Raw genomic sequence first — 22,120 nt, forward strand, 5'->3', positions numbered from 1 at the left:
GCAACCGCTACGACGAGACCGTTCACATTCGCAACCGTCAACGAGCCCTCAGCCCTCGAACTGCAGCCTGAGGTTGACAGAGGATGTCTCATCCGCCCGCCTCCCCGGTCATCACGAGGAACGCGTCGGCGAGCCGGTCCGTGCCGGCCTGCCGCGTGACGTCTTCGGGCGTGCCGGTCATCAGGATCTTGCCCCGGTGGAGGATCAGCACGTGCGTGCACAGCTGCTCCACCTCGTGCAGGGTGTGCGTGCTGAGGACGACGACGGCGCCGCTGCGCCGCGCGACCTCGCGGACCAGGTCGAGGATCCGGGCCTGCCCGGCGGGGTCGAGGCCGAGGGTGGGCTCGTCGAGGAACAGCGCGGCGGGGTCGTTCACCAGCGCGCGGGCGATGCCGAGCCGCTGGCGCATGCCGCGGCTGTAGGACGCGATCCGCGTCCGGGCCCGGTCGGTGAGGCCGACCTCGCCGAGCAGCCGCTCGGCGCGCTCGCCGGCGGTGCGGGCGTCGAGGCCGAACAGCCGTCCGTGGTAGCGGAGGTACTCCCAGCCGGTCTGCTGTGCCGGGTAGCCCGCGCTCTCGGGCAGCACGCCGACGCGGCGGCGGATTTCGGCGGGTTCGGTCGACGGCACCCCGGCGACCGTGAACGTGCCGCCGGTCGGGGCGAGGATGGTCGTCAGCAGCCGGATCGTGGTGGTCTTCCCGGCGCCGTTCGGGCCGAGGAGCCCTAGGATCTCCCCGGCGTGCGCGGTGAAGCTCAGCCGGTCCACGGCGACGCGCGGACCGTACCGTTTCGTGAGCCGCTCGGCGGCCAGCACGAGTTCCATCCCCCCAGCGCACCACCGCCGGATGTGAGAACGATAAGAGCTACTTCGCGTCGGCGTAGACGTCGACCGGGGCGATGTGCAGCGGGAAGCGCACCGGGCAGGCCGGCCCGAACAGCAGCTTCGCCGCCTCCGTCATCGAGTCCACAATGGACTTCGTGACGGTGTCGGCCAGCTCGGCCGGGGTGTGGACGATGACCTCGTCGTGCTGGAAGAAGACCAGGTGGGCCGGCGCGGGGAGACGTCGGCGCAGCGTCGCCAGCATCACCGCGGTCATGTCGGCCGCGCTCGCCTGGACCACGAAGTTGCGCGTGAACCGGCCCCAGCCGCGCGACGCCCGGCGGGCCTTCAGCTCCCCGGCTTCGTCCGAAGCCAGGCCACCGGTCAACGCCCGCCACGCCGCCGAGGGCGCGGGGGAGGTGCGGCCCAGCCGGGACCGGACCCGTTCGCCGCGCTCACCGGCCTGGGCCGCGCGCTCCACATAGGACACCGCGTCCGGGAACCGCTGCCGCAGCAGGCCCAGCAGCGGCCCCGCCTCGCCGGACGTGCCGCCGTACATCGCCGAGAGCATCGCGATCTTCGCCCGCGCGCGGTCGTCGCGGTCGTCGTCGGCGGCCGGGACCCACCGGGCACCCGAGAACAGCGCCTCGCCCAGCCGCGCGTACAGGTCCGTCGCCGCCGCGACGCCGGCCAGCCGCCGGTCGCCCGACAACGCCGTGAGCACCCGGGGTTCCAGCTGGGCGGCGTCGGCCACCACGAGCTTCCAGCCCGGGTCCGCGCGCACGCACGTCCGCAGCACCTTCGGGATCTGCAGCGCTCCGCCGCCGCGGCTGGCCCACCGCCCGGACACGACACCGCCGACGACGTAGTGCGGCCGGAACCGGCCGTCGGTGACCCACTCCTCGAGCCACGCCCAGCCGTTCGCGGCGAACAGCCGCGACAGCTCCTTGTACTCCAGCAACGGACCGACCGCCGGATGGTCGATGCCCTTGAGGAGGTACTTCCGCGCCGCCGGCACCTCGATCCCCTCGCGGGCCAGCGCCCGGACCACGCTCGGCGGCGAGTCCGGGTTGACCGGCCGTCCGCCGAACGCCTCGCTGATCTTCGCCGCCAGCTCCACCAGGGCCTTCGGCCGCTGCCCGGCCGGCACGCGCGGCCCCAGCCGCGACGCCAGCAGCGCCTCGTGCACGTCGGCCCGCCACGGCAGCCCGTCGGCCGACATCTCCGCCGCGGCCAGCGCGCTCGCCGACTCCGCGGCCAGCAGCAGCCGCAGCCGGTCCGGGTGCTCGGCCGCGGCCACCCGCCGCTCCTGCTCCGCGAGCACGCGCCGCGCGGCCGTCACCACCGGCACGCCCTCCGGCAGCGTCGGCACGCGGGTTTCGAACAGCGTCGGCTGCGCCAGTTCGACGGCCGCCGCGTCCTCGGGCGGTTCCTCGCCGTTCGCCCTGGCCCAGGCCGCCCGCAAGCTCCGCGACTGCCCTTCGAGCCCCTCGTACGCCAGCAGCAGCCCCTCCGCCAGCGCGAGGTCGTGGCAGCGGCGCACCCGCAGCCCGGCCGCCATCAGCACCGGGTACGTCCCTTCCACCGAAGGGAACACCCACCGCGGCTCGTGGTCGGCCTCCAGCTCCCGGGCCAGCGCCACGAAACCCGCCTCGCCAAGCCCTGTCGCCGCCGACGACGGTGTCTCCACGGTGAAGCTCCCGTCCTCCTCCCGTCCCGCGATCACCTGCACGAAGACATCATGCCGACCACCACCGACAAAAAGCGCCGGGTGCGCATCCGGCCGGGTTGGTTTACTCTCCAGTAGCCCCCATACCGCCGGTACGGCGTGGGCTCTGTTCCCGCAGCAACGGAGGTGCCTGGATGAGCCTGGTCGCGCTCGCCACGCAGGTGGCGGACAAGGTGGCCGAGACGGCCCGCAGCGTCGACGTGATGCGGCGGGCGGGCCTGGTCCCCTTCCCCCGGCTCGACGAGGGGGTGCGCTCGCTGGTCGCGCTGCGGAAGTACGGCCCGTTCGCCGGCGCCAACCACATCTCCGCGCGCCGCGACCCGGCCGCCGTCGGCATCGTCGACGAGCTCGGCCCGCTCACCTACAAGCAGCTGGACGACCAGTCGAACGCGCTGGCCAGGGCGTGGTCGGAGCGCGGCATCCGGCCCGGCCAGGTCGTCGCCGCGCTGTGCCGCGACCACCGCGGCCTGGTGCTCACGATGGCCGCGGCGGGCAAGCTCGGCGTCCGCCTGCTGCTGATGAACACCGGGTTCGCGAAGCCGCAGCTGGCCGACGTCGCCCAGCGCGAAGGCGTCACCGCGCTCGTCTACGACCAGGAGTTCACCGGCCTGCTCGACGCGATCCCGGACGGCGTCGACCGCTACCTCGCGTGGGTCGACCCCGGCACCGACCTGGCCGAGCACACCGTCCCGATCCTCGACGAGATCATCGCCAGCACCGACGACCGGCCGTGGCCGGCCCCGGCCAAGCCGGGCGGGTTCGTGCTGCTGACCAGCGGCACCACCGGCACGCCGAAGGGCGCGCCGCGCCCGCACACCTCCGCACTCGCGTCGGCGCAGTTCCTCGACCGGATCCCGCTGCGGTCCAACGAAGCCACCTACATGGGCGCGCCGCTGTTCCACGGCACCGGGCTGTCGCAGTTCATCCTGTCCTTCGCACTCGGCTCGAAGGTCGTGATGCGGCGCAAGTTCCACCCCGAGGAAGCGCTGCGCGGCGTCGCCGAGCACCGGTGCACCGCGCTCGTGCTGGTGCCGACCATGCTGCAGCGCATCGTCGACCTGCCGAAGGAGGTCCGCGAGAAGTACGACACGTCGTCGCTGCGGATCGTCTTCGTCGCCGGCTCGGCGCTGTCGCCGGATCTCGGCAACCGCGCGAACGAGGCGTTCGGCCCGGTCGTGCACAACCTCTACGGCTCGACCGAGGTCGCGGTGGCGACGGTCGCGACGCCGGAGGACTGGGCGAAGGCCCCGGGCACGGTCGGCCGTGCGCCGGTCGGCTGCAAGGTGGCCCTGTACGACGAAAAGGGCCGGAAGATCACCGAGCCGAACGTGACCGGACGCGTGTTCGTCGGCAGCGGCCTCAGCTTCGGCGGCTACACCGACGGCCGCCACAAGGAGATCATCGACGGCCTGCTTTCCAGCGGCGACGTCGGGCACTTCGACGAAGACGGCCTGCTGTTCATCGACGGCCGCGACGACGAGATGATCGTCTCCGGCGGCGAGAACGTGTTCCCGATCGAGGTGGAGAACCTGCTGGTCGAGCGCGAAGACGTACTCGAGGCGGCGGTGATCGGGGTCGAGGACCCGGAGTTCGGGCAGCGGCTCAAGGCGTTCGTCGTGCGGGCCGAGGGCGCTTCGCTGGACGCCGACGAGGTCCGCGACTACGTCAAGGCGAACCTGGCCCGCTACAAGGTGCCGCGGGACGTCGAGTTCCTGGACGAGCTGCCCCGCAACGCAACCGGGAAGGTGCTGCGCACCAAGCTCTCATGAGCCCCGCTGGACGTTGACGATCCGCCAGCGCCCGTCGCGGCATTCGGCCACCACCGTGCAGGCGACGCCGTCGCGGTGCCCGCTCGCGACGCCGACCGCCGGCGTCACCTCCAGCCGCGTCCACCGGAACGCGGCCGACGGCGGCCGGCCGGGCCAGTCCGCCTTGCCGAGCACGCGCCCGGCCGGGCCGTCGCCGCGGAAGCCGTCGGCCAGCAGCGGCGCCAGCGCGCCGGTGTCGCCGCCCGCGTCGGCGTCCCGCCAGCGGGCCAGCAGCTCTTCGAACGTCTCCACGGTTTCGAAGGTCGCAGGCGGCGAGTAGCCGAACATCGGCCACCTGGCCGAGATCCGCTGGCAGACTGGCCGGGCCATGACTGAGACGAAACTCCTCCCGGCGGGCACGGTCACGATCCTGTGCGCCGGCGACGCCGCCCCGGCCGTCTTCGCGACGCCCGAAGAGGCCCTCGCGACGCTGACCGGCGGCCCGGCGGCCGTCCACACCGGCGAAGTGCTGCTCCGCGACGACGGCACGCCCGCCGGACCCGCCGTCCGCCGCTGCGAGCACCTGCGCGCGCTGGCGGACGAGGGCCGGATCCTCGTGTCGGCGCGCACGGCGGCGGCCCTCGGGGACGCCGTCACGCTGCACGACCTCGGCGTCCACCGCCTGCCGGACCTCACCGCGCCGGAGCGCGTCTACGAACTCGGCGAGACACCCGATCCGCGCCCGCTGCGCTCGCTCGACGCGGTCCCGAACAACCTGCCCGTGCAGCTGACCGGGTTCGTCGGCCGCGAGACCGAAGTAGCGGACGTCCGGCGTCGGCTCGCCGAGACACGGCTCGTCACCCTCGCCGGTCCAGGCGGTAGCGGCAAGACACGGCTGGCCGCGCAGGTGGCCGCCACCGACGCGTGGCCCGGTGGCGTGTGGTGGGTGGAGCTGGACGCCGTCACCGCGCACGCGGAGGTCGCCGAGTTGGTCGCCGCGACGCTCGGCGTGCCGGTGGAGCCGCACGTGGGCGCCGCCCGCTCGGTCGCGACCGAACTGCGTGACCGGCGCGTGCTGCTCTGCCTCGACAACTGCGAGCAGGTGCTCGACGGCGTCGCCGACGTCGCCGTCGAACTGCTGCGGTCGTGTCCCGAGGTGGCGGTCCTGACGACCAGCCGGGAACCCCTGGGCGTGCCGGGGGAGACGGTGTGGCGGGTGCCGCCGCTGGGCGTCGAGGAAGCGGTCGCGTTGTTCGTCGAGCGTGCGGGCGCGGTCCGGCCACTGTTCACTTTGGACGCCTCCAGCGCGACCGCCGTCCGGTCGATCTGCACGCGGCTCGACGGCATCCCCCTGGCCGTCGAACTCGCCGCGGCTTGGCTGGGAACCCTGGCGCCGCACCAGATCGACGCCGGCCTCGACGACCGGTTCGCCCTGCTCACCCGCGGCCCGCGCGGGGTGCCGGCACGGCAGCGGACCCTCGAAGGTTCCATCGCGTGGAGCCACGACCAGCTCGACGAACCGGACCGCGCGGTGTTCCGGCGGCTCGCGGTGTTCGCCGGCGGGTTCACCCTCGACGCCGCGGGCGGCCCGGCCGTGCTGCCCGCGCTCGGCCGGCTCGTCGACAAGTCCTTGGTGCTGGCCGAAGACGGCCGTTACCGGCTGCTGGAGACGCTGCGCGAGTACGCGGCCGCCCGGCTGGCCGAGGCGGGCGAGACGGACGCGGCGCGTGATCGTCACCTCGACCACTACCTCGCGCTGGCCGAGGCGGCTGAGCCCGAGCTGGACCGGGACAAGGATGCCTGGCGGGCGCGGATGGAGCCCGAGCGCGACAACTTGCGCGTGGCCCTGGAATGGGGGCTCACGCGGGAAGACGCCACGCGCGGCCGCCGCCTCGCCGCCGCCGTCGCATGGCTGTGGAACTTGCGCGGCCGCGGCCACGAGGGCCTGGCGCACCTGAAACGCGCCGTCGCGCGGTGCCCGGACGACCGGACGGTCCTGCAAGCCCGGCTGCTGACCGGCATGGGGCTGGTCGCGGACACGACGGCGCCGTTCGACCTCGAAGCCGCGCGGCAGGGCCTGGACCTCGCCACCGAGCTCGGCGAAGCCGGCCTTCGCGCGCGATGCCTTTCGCTGACCGGCCTCGGTCACCTCTACACGGACCTCGACACGGCTTGGGACGTCGCCGTCGAAGCCGAGAAGGTCGCCGTAGACGCCGGAGACGGCTTCGCGCGCGACAGTGCGTTGATGCTGCGCGGGATCGTCCAATTCGTCCGCGACCGCCACGACGAAGCCGTGCCCCTGCTCACCGAAGCAGGCGAAGGACTCCTGCGCCGCGGAGACCGCGGGCTCGCCTCCACCGTCCTCAGTGTCCGGTCGATGATCGCGCTCGCCGCGGCGGACCTGCCACGGGCGCGGGAACTGGCCGAGCAGGCCGTCGACGTCGCCGCACCGCTCGGGGACTTCCACCGGGTCAACACGACGCTGTGCCAGCTCGCGCTGGTGCACTGCCTGGCCGGGGACGTCGAGGCCGGGTTCCGCGTGATGGAGCCGTTCCTCCGGCTGGTCGAAACCGCCGGCGACGTCTTCGTGCCGGGCATGGCCCGGGTCATGGGCGAGCTGCACTGGCGACGCGGCGAGTTCGAAGCGGCGCTGGGCTGGTTCGAACGCGAAGCCGTTCCGGGGACGTACATGGCGTCGCAGGGACTGGCCGAACGCGGGGCCGTGCTGCGTGCGCTCGGCCGGACCGAGGAGGCCGCCGAAGTGCTCACCACCGCCGTGGAGCTCACCCGCCGCTGGTCGCTGCCGTCACCCCTGGCCGGCGTGCTGGAGCAGCAGGGGCACCTGGCGGAGCCGGAGCAGGCCACCGAGCTGCAGCACGAAGCGCTGGCGCTGCGCGTCGACCACGGCCTGCGCCTGGGCGTCCTGGCCAGTCTCGACGCGCTGACGACGTTGCTCGCGCGCACCGGCCGCGCGGCCGACGCCGCCCGCGTGCTCGTCTCGGCGTCCCAGGCCCGGGCCGAACTGGGGTTCCCGCGGCGTCCGGTCGAGCAGGCCGAGCTGGACACCCTCGGGCTCGCGACGGACGAGCCGCCGATGCGCCTCGACGACGTCGTCGCGTTCGTCCGCCGCACGCGCGGGGCCCGCGGCCGCCCGTCGAGCGGCTGGGGGAGCCTGACACCGACCGAGCTGGAGGTCGTGAAGCTGGCGGCGGAGGGCTGCACGAACCCCGAGATCGGCACTCGCCTGTTCATGAGCCGCGGCACGGTGAAGACGCATCTGGCGCACGTCTACGCCAAGCTGGGCATCGCGAACCGCACCGAGCTGGCCACGCTGGCCGCGACGCACCTGAGCTGAGGCCCAAGCGCCCCAATGTGGCGTTGGTTGCGTCTGACGCACCGAACGCCACATTGGGTGCGTTGGACGCACCGAATGCCACATTGGGGCGCTTGGCGGGCTCAGTCCCAGTCGATGCCGAAGACGCCGGGGCCGAAGTCCAGCGCCACCGCGTGGACGCCGTCGGCGCCGTCGAGCTTGAGGGGGCGCCGGGCGAGCGTGCCGGTCGTGCCGTGGCGGGCGTACTGCCAGCAGTTGCCGGGCGCGGTGCCCGGCGCGAACCGGACCTCCAGGAGGTACTCCGGCACCGGGCGGCGGAACTCGCGGTAGTGGGTGTTGCGGCACTCCGGGTACGGCGGCCCGCTGTTGGTCAGCGTGTACTCGATCAGGTGCGTCTCGCCCCGGTTGATCGGCCGGCCGAAGAGCAGCTCGGCGACGATGAGGCCGTGGGCTTCGTCGACCTCCGCGCGGCCGACGGTGCAGTTGCGCACGGCGTGCAGTTCCGGCGGGCCCGCCGCCGGGTCGTCCTGGGTGTAGATGAGCAGCCAGCGGTCCTGGCCGTCCGCGGCCGCCTGGAACACCGCCCGGGCGGTGACCGCGCGCTGGCCGCCGTCTTCGGCGATCTCGCACAGGTCGTGCAGCCCGACCAGCTTCAGCGGGTGCGGGCGCTCCAGCGCCTGCGGCGCGCCGACCTTGTCCAGCAGTGGCTGCAGCACTTCGCGCGGGAACGCCATCGGCTCGCGGGTGTGCCGTTTCCCGGCGCCGCCGCGCGGCCGGGGTGGCGGCAGCAGCCCGAGCAGGGCACCGGCGGGGATGTCGAGGATGTCTTCGAGCGTGCGCACGGCCGACAGCGAACTCTGGCGCTCCGGCTGCCGTTTCCCGGACTGCCAGTAGCTGAGGGCCGTGACGCTGACGACGACGCCGCGGGCCCGCAGCCGCGCCTGGATCCGGTCGAGCGACAGCCCGCTGGTGGCGATGGCCGCCCGCAGCTGAGTGGCGAACGCGGTGCGCTCACCGTCCTGACCGCCCGTGCTGCCCGCCATTGCCGATCCGACCCGCCCCGTGCCGTCCCCCTGGATCTCCGACACGGAGCACGTTAGCAGGATTCCCCGTACCGTCCGCGCCCGTCTTCACCAGCACCGCCACTCGGGCGAACGGGCTAGTACTGGCAACTGTGAACCATTGCCCCGGCCTGGGCGGGCACGCTTACATGACTTGCCTGCGCCGGTGGCTCCGCCTCCCCCTCACGGCCCACCCGGGCGCAGGCGTGACCGGCCGCGAGAGCGGTTCCGGCTCCGGCTGACCCGGCCGCGTTGTGCGACCGGCCGAGGTGGCCGCGCGAAGACCGGTGGCCCGGCGACGCCCCCAGCGCCGGGCCACCGGTCTTGTTACCACCGGGTAGCATCCCGGGCATGGTCCTCCGGCAGAACATCCTGATCACCGGCGCGAGCAGCGGGCTGGGCGAGGGCATGGCCCGCCAGTTCGCGGCGAAGGGGCGCAACCTCGCGCTGTGCGCACGGCGCACCGAGCGGCTCGAAAAACTGGCCGCCGAGCTGACCGCGGCGCACCCGGGGATCAAGGTCGTCACCCGCACTCTCGACGTCACCGACCACGACCGCGTGGTCACCGTCTTCGAGGAGTTCCGCGCCGAACTCGGCTCCCTCGATCGGGTGATTGTGAACGCCGGGCTCGGGAAGGGGCAGCCCGTCGGCACGGGCCGGTTCGACGCCAACCGGGAGACCCTCCAAGTCAACTTCGTCGCGGCCGCGGCCCAGATCGAAGCCGCCGCCGCGATCTTCCGCGAACAGGGCGGCGGCCACCTGGCGGTCGTCTCCTCGTTCACCGCGCTCCGCGGCTTCCCGGGCAACCTCACCGCGTACGCCGCTTCGAAGGTGGGAATCTCGGCGTACGTCGACGGCACCCGGATCGAGCTGAAGCCCAAGGGCATCGCCGTCACCGACGTCCGGCCCGGCTACATCGAGTCCGAGATGAACGACCGGATGGGCCGGAACCCGTTGCTGGCCAAGGCCGAGCACGGCGCCCGGGCGCTGGCCAAGGCGATCGAGGCCGAGCCGGCGCGCGCCTACGTCCCGCCGTGGCCGTGGGTGCCGCTGAGTGTCGTCATGCGCCTGCTGCCGGGCTCGGTCCTGCGGAAGGTCGCGTGAACAGCCCGGTCGAGGTCCGCGCGGAGGACGCCTTCGACGCCGCCGCGGTGCACGCCTGGCTGAGCGGGAAGGTCGAGGGCCTCGGGGACGAACCGCCGCTCGTCCGGCAGTTCGCGGGCGGCGCGTCGAACCTGACCTACCAGCTGACCTACCCGGACCGGGAGCTGATCCTGCGCCGCCCGCCCGCCGGGCACAAGGCCGCGTCGGCGCACGACATGCGGCGCGAGTACCGCGTCCAGCACGCGCTGAAGCCGGTGTTCCCGTACGTGCCGCGGATGGTGGCGTTCGGTGACGACGAAAGCGTGCTCGGCGGCGACTTCTACGTCATGGAGAAGCTCGACGGCCTGATCCTGCGCGGCGACCTGCCCGCGGGGATGACGCTGACGCCGGAGCGGGCGCGGGAGCTGTCCGGCAAGGTCGTCGACCGGCTCGTGGACCTGCACGCCGTCGACGTCGAGAAGGCCGGGCTCGCCGATCTCGGCAAGGGCGCGGGGTACGTCGAGCGGCAGATCCGCGGCTGGTCGGAGCGGTACGTCGCGGCGCGCACGGACAACGTCGGCGACTTCGCCGAAGTGCGCGCGTGGCTGGCGTCGAACCGGCCCGGCGAGGTGAAGATCTGCCTGATCCACAACGACTACCGCCTCGACAACCTGGTGCTGGACGGCCCGGAGACGCTGAACATCACCGGCGTGCTCGACTGGGAGATGGCCACGCTCGGCGACCCGCTGATGGAGCTCGGCAGCATGCTGGCCTACTGGGTGCAGGCCGGCGACGACGACGTGATGCACACGAGCCGGCGGCAGCCGACGCACCTGCCCGGCATGTTCACCCGCGAGGAGTTCGTCGCGCGGTACGCGGAGAAGACCGGGCTGTCCGTGGGGGACTGGCGGTTCTACGAGGTCTACGGCCTGTTCAGGCTCGCGGCCGTGCTGCAGCAGCTGTACCGGCGCTACCACGACGGCGCCACCCGCAACCCGGCGTTCAAGGACTTCTGGCAGTTCGTCGGCTACCTCGACTGGCGTTGCCGGGAGATCATCGCGAAGGGAAGTGTGTAGTGGGCGCGATCTACCTGGTCCGGCACGGACAGGCGTCGTTCGGCGCGTCCGACTACGACGCGCTGTCGCCGCGCGGCTTCGAACAGTCCACTGTGGTCGGTGCGGAACTGCTGCGGCGCAATGTTTCCTTCAGTCAGATCCGGTCGGGTTCGCTGGCGAGGCAGCGCGACACCGCGGCGACGGCGCTGAAGGTGCTCGGCACCGACGTCCCGGTGGTCGAGGACCCGCGCTGGAACGAGTACGACCACGTCGACATCGCGCTGCACCACGCCGGCGGGGCGCCGCAGGAGGATTCCCGGGCGTACCAAGGGCTGCTGGACGCGGCGCTGACCGCGTGGGTCGAGGCCGGTTCCGAGGGCCCGTGCGCCGAGACGTGGCCGGCGTTCCTCGCGCGCTGCCGGGCGGCGCTGGCCGACCTGGTCGCGTCGCTGGGCAAGGGCGAGCACGCGGTCGTGTTCACCTCCGGCGGCGTGATCGCCACGGTCTGCGGCGCCCTGCTGGGGACGCCCGAAGCCGGGCTGCTCAAGCTCAACCGCGTCACGGTCAACGGCGGCATCACGAAGCTGGTGTCCGGCCGCGGCGGGGTCACGATGCTGTCGTTCAACGAGCACCCGCACTTCGAGGCGGACGCGGCTTCGTTGCTCACCTATCGCTAGGAGGCGCCCGATGCGGTTCGGCGAGGTCACGCTGTACCCGGTGAACGGCCACGGCCCGGAGGACGTCGTGGTCGACGGCGAAGGCCGGATCTACACCGGCGTCGACGACGGCCGGATCTTGCGCCTGTCCCCGGACGGACGGCACATCGACGTCGTCGCCGACACGGGCGGCCGCCCGCTGGGGCTGGAGCTGTACGGCGACGACGAGCTGCTGATCTGCGACGCGCGGGCCGGGCTGCTGGTGGTGCCGCGCTCGGGTGGGACGCCGTCGGTGCTCGCCACGTCGGCCCTGGGTCTGGACTTCGTGTTCTGCAACAACGCGGCGGTGGCTCTTGACGGCACGATCTACTTCACGGACTCCTCCCGCCGCTTCGGCATCGACAACTGGCGCGACGACCTGATCGAGCAGACGGCGGGCGGCCGCCTGCTCCGGCGCTCCCCGGACGGCTCGATCGACCTGCTGCTCGACGGCCTCCAGTTCGCGAACGGCGTCGCGCTGGCCCCGGACGAGTCGTTCGTGGCGGTGGCGGAGACGGGCGCGTGCCGGGTTTCGCGGGTGTGGCTGCGTGATGGCCGTTCCGACGTCTTCGTCGACGGCCTGTGGGGCTTCCCGGACAACATCTCGACCGGAACGGACGGGCTTATCTGGATCACGCAGGCGTCGCCGCGCGTGGCGGCCCTGGACGTGGCGCGCCGCCTCCCGGCCTTCCTGCGAGCGGGGATCCGCGCGCTCCCGACGTCGCTGCAGCCCCGCCCAGGCCGCGAGGTCGGCGTGCTGGGCGTCGCGGCGGACGGCAAGGTCGAGCGCGAGCTGCGCGGCGAGATCCCCGGGTTCCACATGCTCGTGGGCGTGCGCGAGTGGCGGGGAAAGCTGTATTTCGGCTCGTTGGAGGAGTCGGCGATCGCGGTGACACCTACCATCGGGTGATGCTGAGCAACGTCCGGATCGAAGCACGCATCCCCACCCAGGACCTGACCCGCGCCCGGCGCTGGTACGCGGAAAAGCTCGGCCTCGAGGCGGTCGAGGAGCGCAGAAGCGGCCTGCGCTACGAAGGCGCGTCAGGAGTCTTCTGCCTGTACGCCTCGTCCGGGAGATCGGACGGCTCGTTCACCCAGGTCGCGTTCTACGTGGACGACCTGGAAGCGACGGTAGCGGTGCTGCGCGAGCGCGGCGTGGTGTTCGAGGAGTACGAGGGCATGCGCGGCGGCATCCTGGAGATCGACGGCAACTACCCGAGCAAGGGCAGCGGCGAGCGGGCCGCGTGGTTCCGCGACAGCGAGGGCAACCTCATCGGCCTCGCCGAAGTGGTGCCCTGACGCGCTACCACGGCACGGTTTCGCCGTGCCGGTCCAGGAATCGCAGCCCCGGAGTACCCGCGTGCGCTTCGAGGACGTCCACGACCATCGGGATCGTCTCCCCGGGGTCGAGGGGAGCGTCCGGGCCGCCGAGGTGGGTGCGGTTGTGGCCGGGATCGATGAGCAGCTTGGTGTGGCCGTCGCCGGCGTGCCGGGTCGCGTAGCTGCGCATCAGCTGGTTGAGCGCCGCCTTGCTCGCCTTGTAAAGCTCGTAGCCGTCTTCGGTGTTGCGCGTGATGCTGCCCTGCTCGGACGACATCACCGCGACCGTGCCGCCGGGCACTACCAGCCCGCGAAGGGCTTCGAGAGCGCGTAGCGGGCTCAACGCGTTGGTGATCATCACTTCGGTGAACATCTCCGTCGGGACCTGGTCGATCGGCAGGTTCCCGCGGTCGATCGCGGCGTTGACGAAGAGCAGGCCGAGCCGGTGTCCGGCCAGGCGCTCGCGCAACGCGGCCAGCTGCTCGGGGCTGGTCATTTCCAGCTGCTCGGTCGTCAGCCCTTCCGGGGACGCGCCGTCGCGGGTCGTGGCGATGACCTGCCAGTCACGCCGCGCGAGTTCGCGGGCGAGGACGAGTCCCAGTCCGCGTGAGGCGCCGATGACGAGAGCTTCGGGCACAGGGACTCCTCGGTTGCATAGACGAGACGTTGCGTCTAGACAGTAGCACGGTATCGTCCCGGCATGCCCGCCGCGAATCCTCCTCGGGCCCGCTCCGGCAACCGCCGTGACGAGGCCGCCCGCCTGGCGGTGCTCCACGCCGCGGACGACCTGCTCGCCGAGCAAGGCTTCGCCGCGCTGACCGTGGAGGCGATCGCGCGGCAGGCGGGCGTCGCCAAGCAGACGATCTACCGCTGGTGGCCGTCGAAGGTCGAGATCCTCCTCGACACGCTCGTCGAAGACAGCGCCGAGGACGTGCCGATTCCGGATTCGCCCACGGCGGACGGCATCCGCGACTACCTGCGCGGCTTCACCCGGTTCTTGTCCCACGACCCGGCGGGCAAAGTCCTGCTCGCGCTGCTCGCCCAGGCCGAGCACGATCCCGGGGCGGCCGTGGGTTTCCAGGAGCGCTACCTCAGGCCACGGCGTGAGCGGGAACGCGAGTTGATCGCGCGGGCGACCGAGGCGGGCGAGATCTCACCCCGGCTCGGCCCGGACGCCGCGATGGACGCTCTGCTGGGGCCGATCGTCTACGGCGCGCTCACCGGAGTGGAGTTCTCCCCGGAATCGGTGGACACGCTTTTCGAAGCGCTGCTCAGGCCCTGCACCCGAGACGGGTGAGCCGGGCGGCTCAGCGTCCCGTCCAGCGAGGCTCCCGCCCCGCCGTCCAGGCCGCGTAGAACTCCTTGTGGTCCTTCGCCGTCATCAGCAACGCCTGCGTGATCGCCTCGAGTTCGATCGCGCTGCCCAGATCCATATCCAGCTCACGAGTCAGCAGCACCTTCGTCGTCGCATACGCGAGCGCCGGACCATCAGCCAGCCGCCGTGCCAAAGCCGCGGCGGCACCAGGCAGCTCCGAGTCGGGAACCACCTGCGAAGCCAACCCGATCTCAGCCGCCCGTGAAGCCGACACCTTGTCGCCCAAAATCAACAGCTCCGTAGCCCGGCCCAAGCCCACCAGCCGAGGCAACAGATACGCCGACCCCATGTCCGCCCCGGACAACCCCACCTTCGTGAACAGGAACGCGAACTTCGCCGACTCCGCCAGCAGCCGGAAGTCGCTGGCCAGTGCGATCACCGAGCCCGCGCCCGCCGCGACGCCGTTGACCGCCGCGATCACCGGCAGCGGGCACTCGCGCAGCGCCTTCACCACCGCGCCGGTCATGCGCGTGAACTCCAGCAGCTGCGCCGTCTCGAACTTCTGCAGCTCGCCGATGATCTCCTCGACGTCGCCGCCCGAGCAGAACCCGCGTCCCTCGCCCGTGATCACCAGTACCCGGACGTCCTCGTGCTGCGGCAGCTCCACCACCAGGTCCCGCAGGTCCGCGTACACGTCGAATGTCAGCGCATTGAGCTTCGAAGGGCGCGTGAACGTCACCGTCGCCACCCCGTCGGAGACCTCGAAGCCGAAGTGCTCCCACTCCTTCGTCAGCGGTGCGGTCGCGCGGAACGGGCTCATGACTGGATTCCTCCGCCGTCGAGTACGAGGGTCTGGCCGTTGATCGCGGCGGCTTCCGGAGCCGCCAAAAAGGACACCGCGAACGCCACCTCGGACGGCTCCAGCAGCCGGCCGAGCGGGGACGCCGCCGCCAGTGCCGCTTCCGCTTCCGAAGCGGAACGCCCCGATCGCGAGACGATCCGCTCCACCGAGGTCGCCGTCATGTCGGTGCGGACGAACGCCGGGCACACCGCGTTCGCCGTGACGCCCGTGCCGGCCAGCTCCGCCGCCACCGCGCGCATGAACCCCACCGCCGCGTGCTTCGACGCCGTGTACCCGGCCGTGTAGCGGTAGCCGACGTGCGAGGCCGTCGACGCCACCGTGACGATCCGGCCGCTGTCGCGCGAGCGCATTCCGTCGAGGACCGCGCGCGTGCACAGGAACGCGCCCGTCGCGTTCACCTCGAACTGCCCGCGCCAGTCGGCCAGCGATGTCCGCGAAACCGGGGCACTCGAAGAGATTCCGGCGTTGTTGACCAGCACGTCCACCGGCCCCGCCGACGCGAAATACGCGGCCACCGCTTCTTCGGAGGTGACGTCGCATTCGGCCCGGCCCGGCGCGAGCACCGTGTCACCCGCCGCGCGGAATCGGTCGGCGATCGCCGCGCCGATGCCGCGGGTGCCGCCGGTGACCACGACCAGGCGGCTCACGGGCGGCCCGCCAGGGCACGCCGGTCGAGCTTTCCGTTGGCCGTGCGGGGGAGCTCCGGCATGAAGACCACCTCGCGGGGGTACTTGTGCTTGGCCAGGTGGGCTTTCGCGTGGGCTTTCAGCTCCTCCGCCGACACCTCGGCCCGCACCACGACGTACGCGCGCGGCACGACCAGGCCGTCGACCTCGTGCCCGACCACCGCGCAGTCGACCACGGCGGCGTGGCCGAGCAGGCAGTCCTCGATCTCGCCGGGCGCGACGAACACGCCGCCGACCTTGAGCAGCGCGTCGGCCCGGCCGTGGTGGCGGAAGGACCCGTCCGGATCGCGGCTGAAGAGGTCGCCGGAGGTGAGCGTGTCGCCGTCGAACGTCCGCGCGGACTTCTCCGGGTCGCCGAAGTACTCCAGCGCGATCGTCGGCCCGGTGACCCGCAGCGGCCCGATTTCCCCGTCCGGCAACGGAGTTCCGAGCTCGTCGACGACCTGGGCGGTGTAGCCGGGAACGGGCGTGCCGAGCGTGCCGATCCGCGCGGCGCCCGGCCGGTTCGACAGGTAGATGTGGTACGCCTCGGACGAGCCGATCCCGTCGGCCACCGGCACGCCGAACGCCGCGTCCCACTTCCGGTGCAGCTCCGAGGGCAGTGCTTCGCCCGCCGACGTGGTCATCCGCAGGCAGCTCAGGTCCTGCTCGGCCGCGGCCGGGTGGGCGACCATCGCGCTCATCATGGTCGGCACGTTGACCAGCACGGTCGGCCGGTGGCGGGCGATCAGCTCGAAGATCAGGTCCGCGGTGCTGCGCTCGGGGAACGCGATCCCGGCGGCGCCGACGCCGAACGGGAACAGCGCCACCAGATCACGCGCGTAGCCGAAGAACAGCTTCGGCACGGCGAGGATCCGGTCGTCCTCGCGCAGCCCGAGCACCTGGACGGCGTACCGCTCGAAGCTCTCCAGCGGACTGCGCAAGGGATGCACGCACGCCTTGGGTGCGCCGGTGCTGCCGGTGGTGAACTTCCAGATCCCGACGTCGTCCAAAGTGGTCGGTGCCGCTTCCAGGGTGTCCGGCGCCGCGTCGACGAGTGTCCGGTATGGACGCTCACCGGGCAGCAGCTCGTCGGAAGGGACGCCGGTGACCAGCAAGTTCCGGGCACCCGCTTCGCGCAACGCGGGCAGCGTGACGGCGTCGGCGAGCACCACGACGGCTTCGGTGTAGCCGAGGTAGTACGCGTAGTCCTTGGGTTGCAGGAACGGGTAGACCTCGGCGGTGACCGCGCCGATCTTCTGCGCGCCGTACCAGGCCGCGACGAACTCGTCGCCGTCGCTCAGCGCCAGCAGCACCCGCTGTCCTTTTCGGACACCCGCGTCGAGCAGCACGTTGCCGGCCCGGTTCGCCGAGGCCGCGAGCGACGCGTAGCTGATCGAACGGTCCCCGACGTACAGCGCGGTCCGGTCACCTCGTCCGGAAGCCACGTGCCGGTCGAGGAAGTGCGTGGCGAGGTTGAACGGCTCACTCACGGGCCAGCTCCCGGATGGCTTCCACCAGCAGATCGGTCAACGTCGAAAACGTCTCTTCACCCTCGGAAGCGGTCGCCTCGGCGGGCTCGCCGCAGTAGGCGTCCGACATCCCCATGGCCCGGAAACCGCCGTCCGAAGGCGCCGAAGCCAGGCTGACCGGCACGTGCGGCAATGTCCGCATCAGCGGCTGGTCGACCAGCTCGGGCCGGTCGGCGAGGACCAGCGACGTCTCGTACCGCCCGGCGTGGCACTCACCGGACCGGAACTCCTCGGTCAGCCGCTGCGCGTGCCGCCGCCGGACCAGGTCGAGCAGGGCGACGCGGCCGTCGTAGGCGAAGTTCAGCGTCTCCACCGCGCGCCGCAGCGTGACCAGGTGCGCGGGCTCGAAGTGGTTGTTGACCAGCAGGATCCGCCGGAGCCGCTGGCCGATCAGCGCCGCGCCGATGTCGACGAGCAGCGAGTGCAGCGTCTCCTCGCCGATGTGGACGCCGCCGGCGAACCCGGCCGCGAACCGCGTCACGCCGTAGGGCACCTCGGGCAGGACCAGCACGTGGACGTCCTCGTCCGCGGCCAAGCGTGAAGCCGCGCGCTCGCACATCCCGCGCGAGATCAGCGGGTCCGTGCCCAGCGGCGCGTGCGGGCCGTGCGGCTCGATCGCGCCCAGCGGGAGCAGCAGCACCGGGACGCGGGGGCCGTCCACCAGGGCGGCCACCTGCGGCGAGCTGAGGTCCGCGAAGTACGTCACGCAAATCAAGCTACACCGCAGCGGCCTGAGGTGTATAGAGTTGCGTGCATGCCCGCCGACGCTTTCGAAGCCAGCCCCCAGGAGCTGGTCGTGACGTTGCTGGGCAGCTACGTGCACCCGCGCGAGACCCGCCGGGTGTGGTCGGGCGGCCTGGTCGCGGTGCTCGCCGAGCTGGGCTTCTCCGACGGCGCCGCCCGCATCGCGCTCACCCGCCTGGTGCGCCGCGGCCTGCTGCAGCGCCACCGCGAAGGCCGGACCGTGCACTACTCGCTGACCCGGCGCACCATCGCCCTGCTCGCCGACGGCGACCACCGGATCTTCTCCCTCGGCCGCCGCGAGCGCGCCGCCGGCGAGTGGACCGTGCTGTGGCAGAGCATCCCGGAGAGCCGCCGGCAGGCCAGGGAACGCCTGGTCAGGCGGCTGCGGTTCCTCGGGTTCGGGCCCTATCAGGACGGCACCTGGATCGCCCCGCACGACCGCGAGGCCGAGGTCGTCGCCCTGCTCGGCGAGCTCGACGTCACCGAGCACGCCGGGCTGCTGCTCGGCCGGCCGTCGGCCGCTTTGGACGTCCGCCGCTTCGCCGGGCGGGCCTGGGACCTCGACGACCTGGCCGCGCGGTACGCCGCGTTCGTCGGCCAGTTCGGCGGGTACGCGGACAAGGACGTTTCGGACGCCGAAGCGTTCGAGGTCCGGACGCGCCTGGTGCACACGTTCCGGGCGTTCCCGTCGCTCGACCCCGAGTTGCCCGCCGACCTGGTGCCCGCGCCGGATCGCCGGGCGGCGGCGGTCGAGCTGTTCCACGATTTGTACGCCGCGCTCGCGGACCCCGCTCAGCGCCATTTCGACGAGGTGACCAGAGGATGACCGAAACCAGCCAAGCGACGCAGGAAGCGCTGAGCTACACCTCGTACCTCGCGCTGGACGAGGTGCTCAACGCGCAGCGCACGCGTTCGGACGAGCACGACGAGCTGCTGTTCATCGTGATCCACCAGGTCTACGAGCTGTGGTTCAAGCAAATCCTGCACGAAGCCGAGTTCCTCCAGCGGAACCTGGAAAAGGGCAACACCGCGCACGCCATCCGCACGCTGCGCCGGATCCTCACGATCCTCAAGGTCGCCGTCGCGCAGATCGACGTGCTGGAAACCATGACGCCCAGCCAGTTCGCCGGCTTCCGCGCCCGGTTGGACGCTTCGAGCGGCTTCCAGTCGGCCCAGTTCCGTGAACTGGAAGCGGTGCTCGGGCGCCGCGACGAGCGCGTGTTCGCGCACTACCCCGAAGACGGCGAGCAGCGGAAACGCATTGCCGAAGCGATGGCGCGGCCGTCGTTGTTCGACTCTTTTCTCGCGTACCTCAAGGCTTCTGGCTACCAGGTGGAGTGTGACCGAGACGTCACTCGACCGGTGGAGCCGTCCCCGGCCCTGCAGGCGATATTGCTGGACGTGTACAGCGACGACGGGGGACCCTCGGTCGTCGCGGAGTGTCTGGTCGATCTCGACGAAGGGATGCAGGAGTGGCGCTACCGGCACGTGAAGATGGTCGAACGCACCATCGGCGACAAGACCGGGACAGGAGGATCGTCCGGCGCTACGTACCTGCGTACCACGCTCTTCCAGCCGATGTTCCCGGATCTCTGGGCCGTACGGAGCCGACTGTGACCACTTTGGACGACCTTCGCGCGGACGACAACGCCCTCGCCGCGCACTACACCCGGTTCGCGGTGGCCGACCGCCTGCTGCTTTCCGGGCACTCGCACCAGGCCTGGCCGGACGTCGCCGAGGAGGGGCTCCTGGAGTCCTTCGCCGACGCCGCCCGAGACGTCGACGGCAAGTGGGACCGCGCCTTCGCCAAGGCGGACGAGCTGCGCGCGGGCTTCCGCCTGCTGCTCGGCGACCCGCACGGCGAGTACGCGCTCGGCGCGAGCACGCACGACCTCGTGCTGCGGTTCCTCTCGGCGATGGAATTGCCGCGGCGGCCGCGCCTGGTCACCACCGACGGCGAGTTCCACACCCTGCGCCGGCAGCTCGCCCGCCTCGAGGAGGAGGGCGTCGAGGTGGTGCGCGTGCCGCTCGACCCGGTGAGCACGCTGGCCGAGCGCGTCGCCGCCGAGGTCGACGGCAACACCGCGGCCGTGCTCGTCTCGGCCGTGCTGTTCGAGACGTCGAGGCTCGTGCCCGGGCTGGCGCACCTCGCCGACGTCTGCCGCGGCCGCTCGATCGAGCTGGTCGTCGACGCCTACCACGCGCTCGGCGTCGTGCCGTTCGCGCTGCACGACCTCGGGCTCACCAACGCCTGGGTGCTCGGCGGCGGCTACAAGTACCTGCAGCTGGGCGAGGGCAACTGCTTCCTGCGGCTGCCCGCGCACGCCCAGGAGCTGCGGCCGGTGATCACCGGCTGGTACGCCGAGTTCGGCGCGCTCGCCGACGAGCGCCACCCGGGCAAGGTCCCGTACGCCACCGGCGGCGACCGGTTCGCCGGCGCGACCTACGACCCGGCGAGCCACTACCGCGGCGTCCGGGTCCAGCGGTTCTTCGCCGAGCAGGGCCTCACGCCGGAGTTCCTGCGCGAGGTGTCGCAGCACCAGGTGGGACTGCTCGCTGAAGTGTTCGACAAGCTCGCGCTGCCGGAGGACGTCGTCACGCGCGACCGCGAGACGCCGCTCGGGATGCTCGGCGGGTTCCTGTCGCTGCGCTGCGCCGACGCCGCCGGGCTGCAGGCGGCCCTGGCCGCCCAGGGCGTCCGCACCGACAGCCGGGGCCACCACCTGCGCTTCGGCCCGGCGCCGTACCTGTCGGACACGCAGCTGGAGACGGCGATGAACACCCTCGGCGCGGTGGTCCGAGGCTGACGCGGTGGTGGGATAGCTTGATAACCGGAGTGGACGATGCGCCGGACGACCTCCGCCGCTGTCGGCTCTGACCACCCGAAGCGCGTCCCGGCCACGAACCGGGCGCGGGAGACAAAGGAGTCACCACCGTGACCGAAGGAGTGTTCGCCCGGGGCACCGGGCACGAACAAGTCGTGTACTGCCACGACGCCGCCAGTGGCCTGAAGGCCATCATCGGCATCTACTCCACCGCGCTCGGTCCCGCACTGGGCGGGACGCGCTTCCACCCCTACGCCACCGAATCCGACGCGCTCGACGACGTGCTCGCGCTGTCCAAGGGCATGGCGTACAAGAACGCGCTGGCCGGGCTCGACCTCGGCGGCGGCAAGGCCGTCATCATCGGCGACCCGAAGACGCTCAAGTCCGAAGCGCTGCTGCGCGCGTACGGGCGTTTCGTGCAGTCCCTGGGCGGCCGCTACATCACGGCGTGCGACGTGGGCACGTACGTCCACGACATGGACGTCGTGGCCCGCGAGTGCCAGTACGTCACCGGCCGCTCGCCCGAGGACGGCGGCGCGGGCGACTCGTCCGTGCTCACCGCGTTCGGCGTCTTCCAGGGCATGCGCGCCTCGGCCGAGCACGTCTGGGGCAGCCCGGACCTGGCGGGCAAGCGCGTCGGCGTGGCCGGCGTCGGCAAGGTCGGGCACATCCTCGTCGGGCACCTCGTGGACGCCGGCGCGCAGGTGACGATCACCGACGTCTACGCCCCGGCGATCGAGCGCACCCGGTCGGCGTACCCGTCCGTCGCGGTCGTGTCCGACGTGGACACCCTGCTGCGTACCGAGCTGGACGTCTTCGCGCCGTGCGCGCTCGGCGGCGTGCTGAACGACGAAACGGTGCCGGTGCTCGGCGCCCGCGTCGTCTGCGGCGCGGCGAACAACCAGCTGGCCCACGCGGGCATCGACAAGCAGCTCGCCGACCGCGGCGTCCTGTACGCACCGGACTACCTGGTGAACGCCGGCGGCGTCATCCAGGTCGACGACGAGCGCCACGGCTTCGACTTCGACCGGGCGAAGCGCAAGACGACGGCCATCTACGACACGACGAAGGCCGTGTTCGCGCTCGCCGACACCGAGGGAGTACCCCCGGCGACGGCGGCCGACCGCCTCGCCGAGCGGCGGATGGCCGAGGTCGGCCGGCTGCGGTCCATCCTCACGGTCTAGCCACCCGCCATTTGGAACAGTCCCTTACGAAGGGGATCGCCCAAGTCCGTGAAGGCCTCCTTCCCGGCCATAAGAGCCGGTAAGGGGGCCTTCACGGACCGGCCCGATCGGGCGACACATCCGAATATCACACGAAAGAACTCCACTC

Annotated in this window: 21 protein-coding genes; 12 read left to right on the plus strand and 9 right to left on the minus strand. The window is 72.0% G+C overall.

The genetic code is table 11. The features are described from left to right. Nucleotides 1-88: 88 nt before the first annotated feature. Nucleotides 89-823 (minus strand): ABC transporter ATP-binding protein, encoded by a 735-nt coding sequence (locus AB0G28_RS46480; protein ID WP_361105076.1) that lies wholly within the window; start codon nucleotides 821-823, stop codon nucleotides 89-91. Nucleotides 824-863: 40 nt separating this feature from the next. Then, complete coding sequence (locus tag AB0G28_RS46485; RefSeq protein ID WP_361105079.1) at nucleotides 864-2,552, minus strand: bifunctional 3'-5' exonuclease/DNA polymerase; 1,689 nt, start codon at nucleotides 2,550-2,552, stop codon at nucleotides 864-866. Nucleotides 2,553-2,683: 131 nt separating this feature from the next. Here AB0G28_RS46485 and AB0G28_RS46490 point away from each other — a divergent pair, with 131 nt between their 5' ends. After that, entirely contained in the window at nucleotides 2,684-4,318 is a 1,635-nt protein-coding gene (locus AB0G28_RS46490; RefSeq protein WP_361105082.1) for an acyl-CoA synthetase, read from the plus strand. On the opposite strand, the gene AB0G28_RS46495 is transcribed toward AB0G28_RS46490, so the two are convergent. Beyond that, nucleotides 4,313-4,687: a nuclear transport factor 2 family protein gene (locus AB0G28_RS46495; RefSeq protein ID WP_361105085.1), complete on the minus strand. Its 375-nt coding sequence runs from the start codon at nucleotides 4,685-4,687 to the stop codon at nucleotides 4,313-4,315. The genes AB0G28_RS46490 and AB0G28_RS46495 overlap by 6 nt on opposite strands. Here AB0G28_RS46495 and AB0G28_RS46500 point away from each other — a divergent pair. Continuing rightward, nucleotides 4,686-7,652, plus strand: a complete 2,967-nt coding sequence (locus tag AB0G28_RS46500) for a LuxR C-terminal-related transcriptional regulator (protein WP_361105088.1) — start codon at nucleotides 4,686-4,688, stop codon at nucleotides 7,650-7,652. The two genes, AB0G28_RS46495 and AB0G28_RS46500, sit on opposite strands and share 2 nt — an antisense overlap. Nucleotides 7,653-7,753: 101 nt before the next feature. Here AB0G28_RS46500 and AB0G28_RS46505 read toward each other — a convergent pair whose 3' ends face one another. Then, on the minus strand, nucleotides 7,754-8,674 hold the full coding sequence (locus tag AB0G28_RS46505; protein ID WP_361105090.1) for a hypothetical protein: 921 nt from the start codon (nucleotides 8,672-8,674) through the stop codon (nucleotides 7,754-7,756). A gap of 369 nt (nucleotides 8,675-9,043) precedes the next feature. On the opposite strand from AB0G28_RS46505, the gene AB0G28_RS46510 reads away from it, so the two are divergent. Genes AB0G28_RS46510 through AB0G28_RS46530 form a run of 5 tightly spaced genes read left to right on the plus strand, consistent with a single transcriptional unit; the run spans nucleotide 9,044 to nucleotide 12,824 of the window. Continuing rightward, nucleotides 9,044-9,796, plus strand: coding sequence for an SDR family oxidoreductase (locus AB0G28_RS46510; RefSeq protein WP_361105092.1), 753 nt, complete (start codon nucleotides 9,044-9,046; stop codon nucleotides 9,794-9,796). Then, nucleotides 9,793-10,851, plus strand: coding sequence for a phosphotransferase family protein (locus tag AB0G28_RS46515; RefSeq protein WP_361105095.1), 1,059 nt, complete (start codon nucleotides 9,793-9,795; stop codon nucleotides 10,849-10,851). The genes AB0G28_RS46510 and AB0G28_RS46515 overlap by 4 nt, the downstream gene beginning before the upstream one ends. Next, a complete protein-coding gene (locus AB0G28_RS46520) occupies nucleotides 10,851-11,507 on the plus strand; it encodes a histidine phosphatase family protein (protein WP_361105098.1) in 657 nt (218 codons plus the stop codon). The genes AB0G28_RS46515 and AB0G28_RS46520 overlap by 1 nt, the downstream gene beginning before the upstream one ends. Nucleotides 11,508-11,517: 10 nt before the next feature. Next, nucleotides 11,518-12,435 carry an SMP-30/gluconolactonase/LRE family protein gene (locus AB0G28_RS46525; protein ID WP_361105101.1) on the plus strand — a complete coding sequence of 306 codons (918 nt, stop codon included), beginning with the start codon at nucleotides 11,518-11,520 and terminating at the stop codon, nucleotides 12,433-12,435. Further along, on the plus strand, nucleotides 12,435-12,824 hold the full coding sequence (locus tag AB0G28_RS46530) for a VOC family protein (RefSeq protein WP_361105104.1): 390 nt from the start codon (nucleotides 12,435-12,437) through the stop codon (nucleotides 12,822-12,824). The genes AB0G28_RS46525 and AB0G28_RS46530 overlap by 1 nt, the downstream gene beginning before the upstream one ends. Before the next feature lie 4 nt (nucleotides 12,825-12,828). Here the strand turns inward: AB0G28_RS46530 and AB0G28_RS46535 are convergent, their stop codons facing one another. After that, nucleotides 12,829-13,482: an SDR family NAD(P)-dependent oxidoreductase gene (locus tag AB0G28_RS46535; protein WP_361105107.1), complete on the minus strand. Its 654-nt coding sequence runs from the start codon at nucleotides 13,480-13,482 to the stop codon at nucleotides 12,829-12,831. A 63-nt stretch (nucleotides 13,483-13,545) separates the two neighbouring features. Here AB0G28_RS46535 and AB0G28_RS46540 point away from each other — a divergent pair, with 63 nt between their 5' ends. Then, on the plus strand, nucleotides 13,546-14,142 hold the full coding sequence (locus AB0G28_RS46540) for a TetR/AcrR family transcriptional regulator (RefSeq protein WP_361105109.1): 597 nt from the start codon (nucleotides 13,546-13,548) through the stop codon (nucleotides 14,140-14,142). 10 nt (nucleotides 14,143-14,152) lie between these two features. Here AB0G28_RS46540 and AB0G28_RS46545 read toward each other — a convergent pair whose 3' ends face one another. Genes AB0G28_RS46545 through AB0G28_RS46560 form a run of 4 tightly spaced genes read right to left on the minus strand, consistent with a single transcriptional unit; the run spans nucleotide 14,153 to nucleotide 17,925 of the window. After that, nucleotides 14,153-14,980: an enoyl-CoA hydratase family protein gene (locus AB0G28_RS46545; RefSeq protein WP_361105112.1), complete on the minus strand. Its 828-nt coding sequence runs from the start codon at nucleotides 14,978-14,980 to the stop codon at nucleotides 14,153-14,155. Further along, nucleotides 14,977-15,669, minus strand: coding sequence for an SDR family oxidoreductase (locus AB0G28_RS46550; RefSeq protein ID WP_361105114.1), 693 nt, complete (start codon nucleotides 15,667-15,669; stop codon nucleotides 14,977-14,979). The genes AB0G28_RS46545 and AB0G28_RS46550 overlap by 4 nt, the downstream gene beginning before the upstream one ends. Then, nucleotides 15,666-17,180 carry a benzoate-CoA ligase family protein gene (locus AB0G28_RS46555; protein ID WP_361105117.1) on the minus strand — a complete coding sequence of 505 codons (1,515 nt, stop codon included), beginning with the start codon at nucleotides 17,178-17,180 and terminating at the stop codon, nucleotides 15,666-15,668. The genes AB0G28_RS46550 and AB0G28_RS46555 overlap by 4 nt, the downstream gene beginning before the upstream one ends. Then, a complete protein-coding gene (locus tag AB0G28_RS46560; protein ID WP_361105120.1) occupies nucleotides 17,173-17,925 on the minus strand; it encodes a creatininase family protein in 753 nt (250 codons plus the stop codon). Before AB0G28_RS46560 ends, AB0G28_RS46555 begins: the two co-directional genes overlap by 8 nt. Before the next feature lie 48 nt (nucleotides 17,926-17,973). Between AB0G28_RS46560 and AB0G28_RS46565 the strand changes: the two genes are divergently transcribed. The 4 genes from AB0G28_RS46565 to AB0G28_RS46580 all read left to right on the plus strand — a co-directional run bounded on the left by AB0G28_RS46565 (nucleotide 17,974) and on the right by AB0G28_RS46580 (nucleotide 21,972). Beyond that, a complete protein-coding gene (locus AB0G28_RS46565) occupies nucleotides 17,974-18,789 on the plus strand; it encodes a PaaX family transcriptional regulator C-terminal domain-containing protein (protein WP_361105123.1) in 816 nt (271 codons plus the stop codon). Then, nucleotides 18,786-19,580, plus strand: coding sequence for a tryptophan 2,3-dioxygenase family protein (locus AB0G28_RS46570; protein ID WP_361105126.1), 795 nt, complete (start codon nucleotides 18,786-18,788; stop codon nucleotides 19,578-19,580). The genes AB0G28_RS46565 and AB0G28_RS46570 overlap by 4 nt, the downstream gene beginning before the upstream one ends. Then, entirely contained in the window at nucleotides 19,577-20,770 is a 1,194-nt protein-coding gene (locus AB0G28_RS46575; RefSeq protein WP_361105129.1) for a kynureninase, read from the plus strand. The genes AB0G28_RS46570 and AB0G28_RS46575 overlap by 4 nt, the downstream gene beginning before the upstream one ends. Nucleotides 20,771-20,898: 128 nt before the next feature. Further along, entirely contained in the window at nucleotides 20,899-21,972 is a 1,074-nt protein-coding gene (locus AB0G28_RS46580; RefSeq protein ID WP_361105132.1) for a Glu/Leu/Phe/Val dehydrogenase dimerization domain-containing protein, read from the plus strand. The last annotated feature ends 148 nt before the right edge of the window (nucleotides 21,973-22,120 follow it).

The organism is Amycolatopsis sp. NPDC021455, from assembly GCF_040640995.1.
GTDB lineage: Bacteria > Actinomycetota > Actinomycetes > Mycobacteriales > Pseudonocardiaceae > Amycolatopsis.

Bases quoted from the DNA above. Each gene is read 5' to 3' on its own strand.
- AB0G28_RS46495 (WP_361105085.1), bottom strand. From the start codon at position 4,687: ATGGCCCGGCCAGTCTGCCAGCGGATCTCGGCCAGGTGGCCGATGTTC.
- AB0G28_RS46500 (WP_361105088.1), top strand. From the start codon at position 4,686: ATGACTGAGACGAAACTCCTCCCGGCGGGCACGGTCACGATCCTGTGC.
- AB0G28_RS46540 (WP_361105109.1), top strand. From the start codon at position 13,546: ATGCCCGCCGCGAATCCTCCTCGGGCCCGCTCCGGCAACCGCCGTGAC.
- AB0G28_RS46510 (WP_361105092.1), top strand. From the start codon at position 9,044: ATGGTCCTCCGGCAGAACATCCTGATCACCGGCGCGAGCAGCGGGCTG.
- AB0G28_RS46565 (WP_361105123.1), top strand. From the start codon at position 17,974: ATGCCCGCCGACGCTTTCGAAGCCAGCCCCCAGGAGCTGGTCGTGACG.
- AB0G28_RS46525 (WP_361105101.1), top strand. From the start codon at position 11,518: ATGCGGTTCGGCGAGGTCACGCTGTACCCGGTGAACGGCCACGGCCCG.
- AB0G28_RS46505 (WP_361105090.1), bottom strand. From the start codon at position 8,674: ATGGCGGGCAGCACGGGCGGTCAGGACGGTGAGCGCACCGCGTTCGCC.
- AB0G28_RS46570 (WP_361105126.1), top strand. From the start codon at position 18,786: ATGACCGAAACCAGCCAAGCGACGCAGGAAGCGCTGAGCTACACCTCG.
- AB0G28_RS46545 (WP_361105112.1), bottom strand. From the start codon at position 14,980: ATGAGCCCGTTCCGCGCGACCGCACCGCTGACGAAGGAGTGGGAGCAC.
- AB0G28_RS46490 (WP_361105082.1), top strand. From the start codon at position 2,684: ATGAGCCTGGTCGCGCTCGCCACGCAGGTGGCGGACAAGGTGGCCGAG.
- AB0G28_RS46480 (WP_361105076.1), bottom strand. From the start codon at position 823: ATGGAACTCGTGCTGGCCGCCGAGCGGCTCACGAAACGGTACGGTCCG.
- AB0G28_RS46530 (WP_361105104.1), top strand. From the start codon at position 12,435: ATGCTGAGCAACGTCCGGATCGAAGCACGCATCCCCACCCAGGACCTG.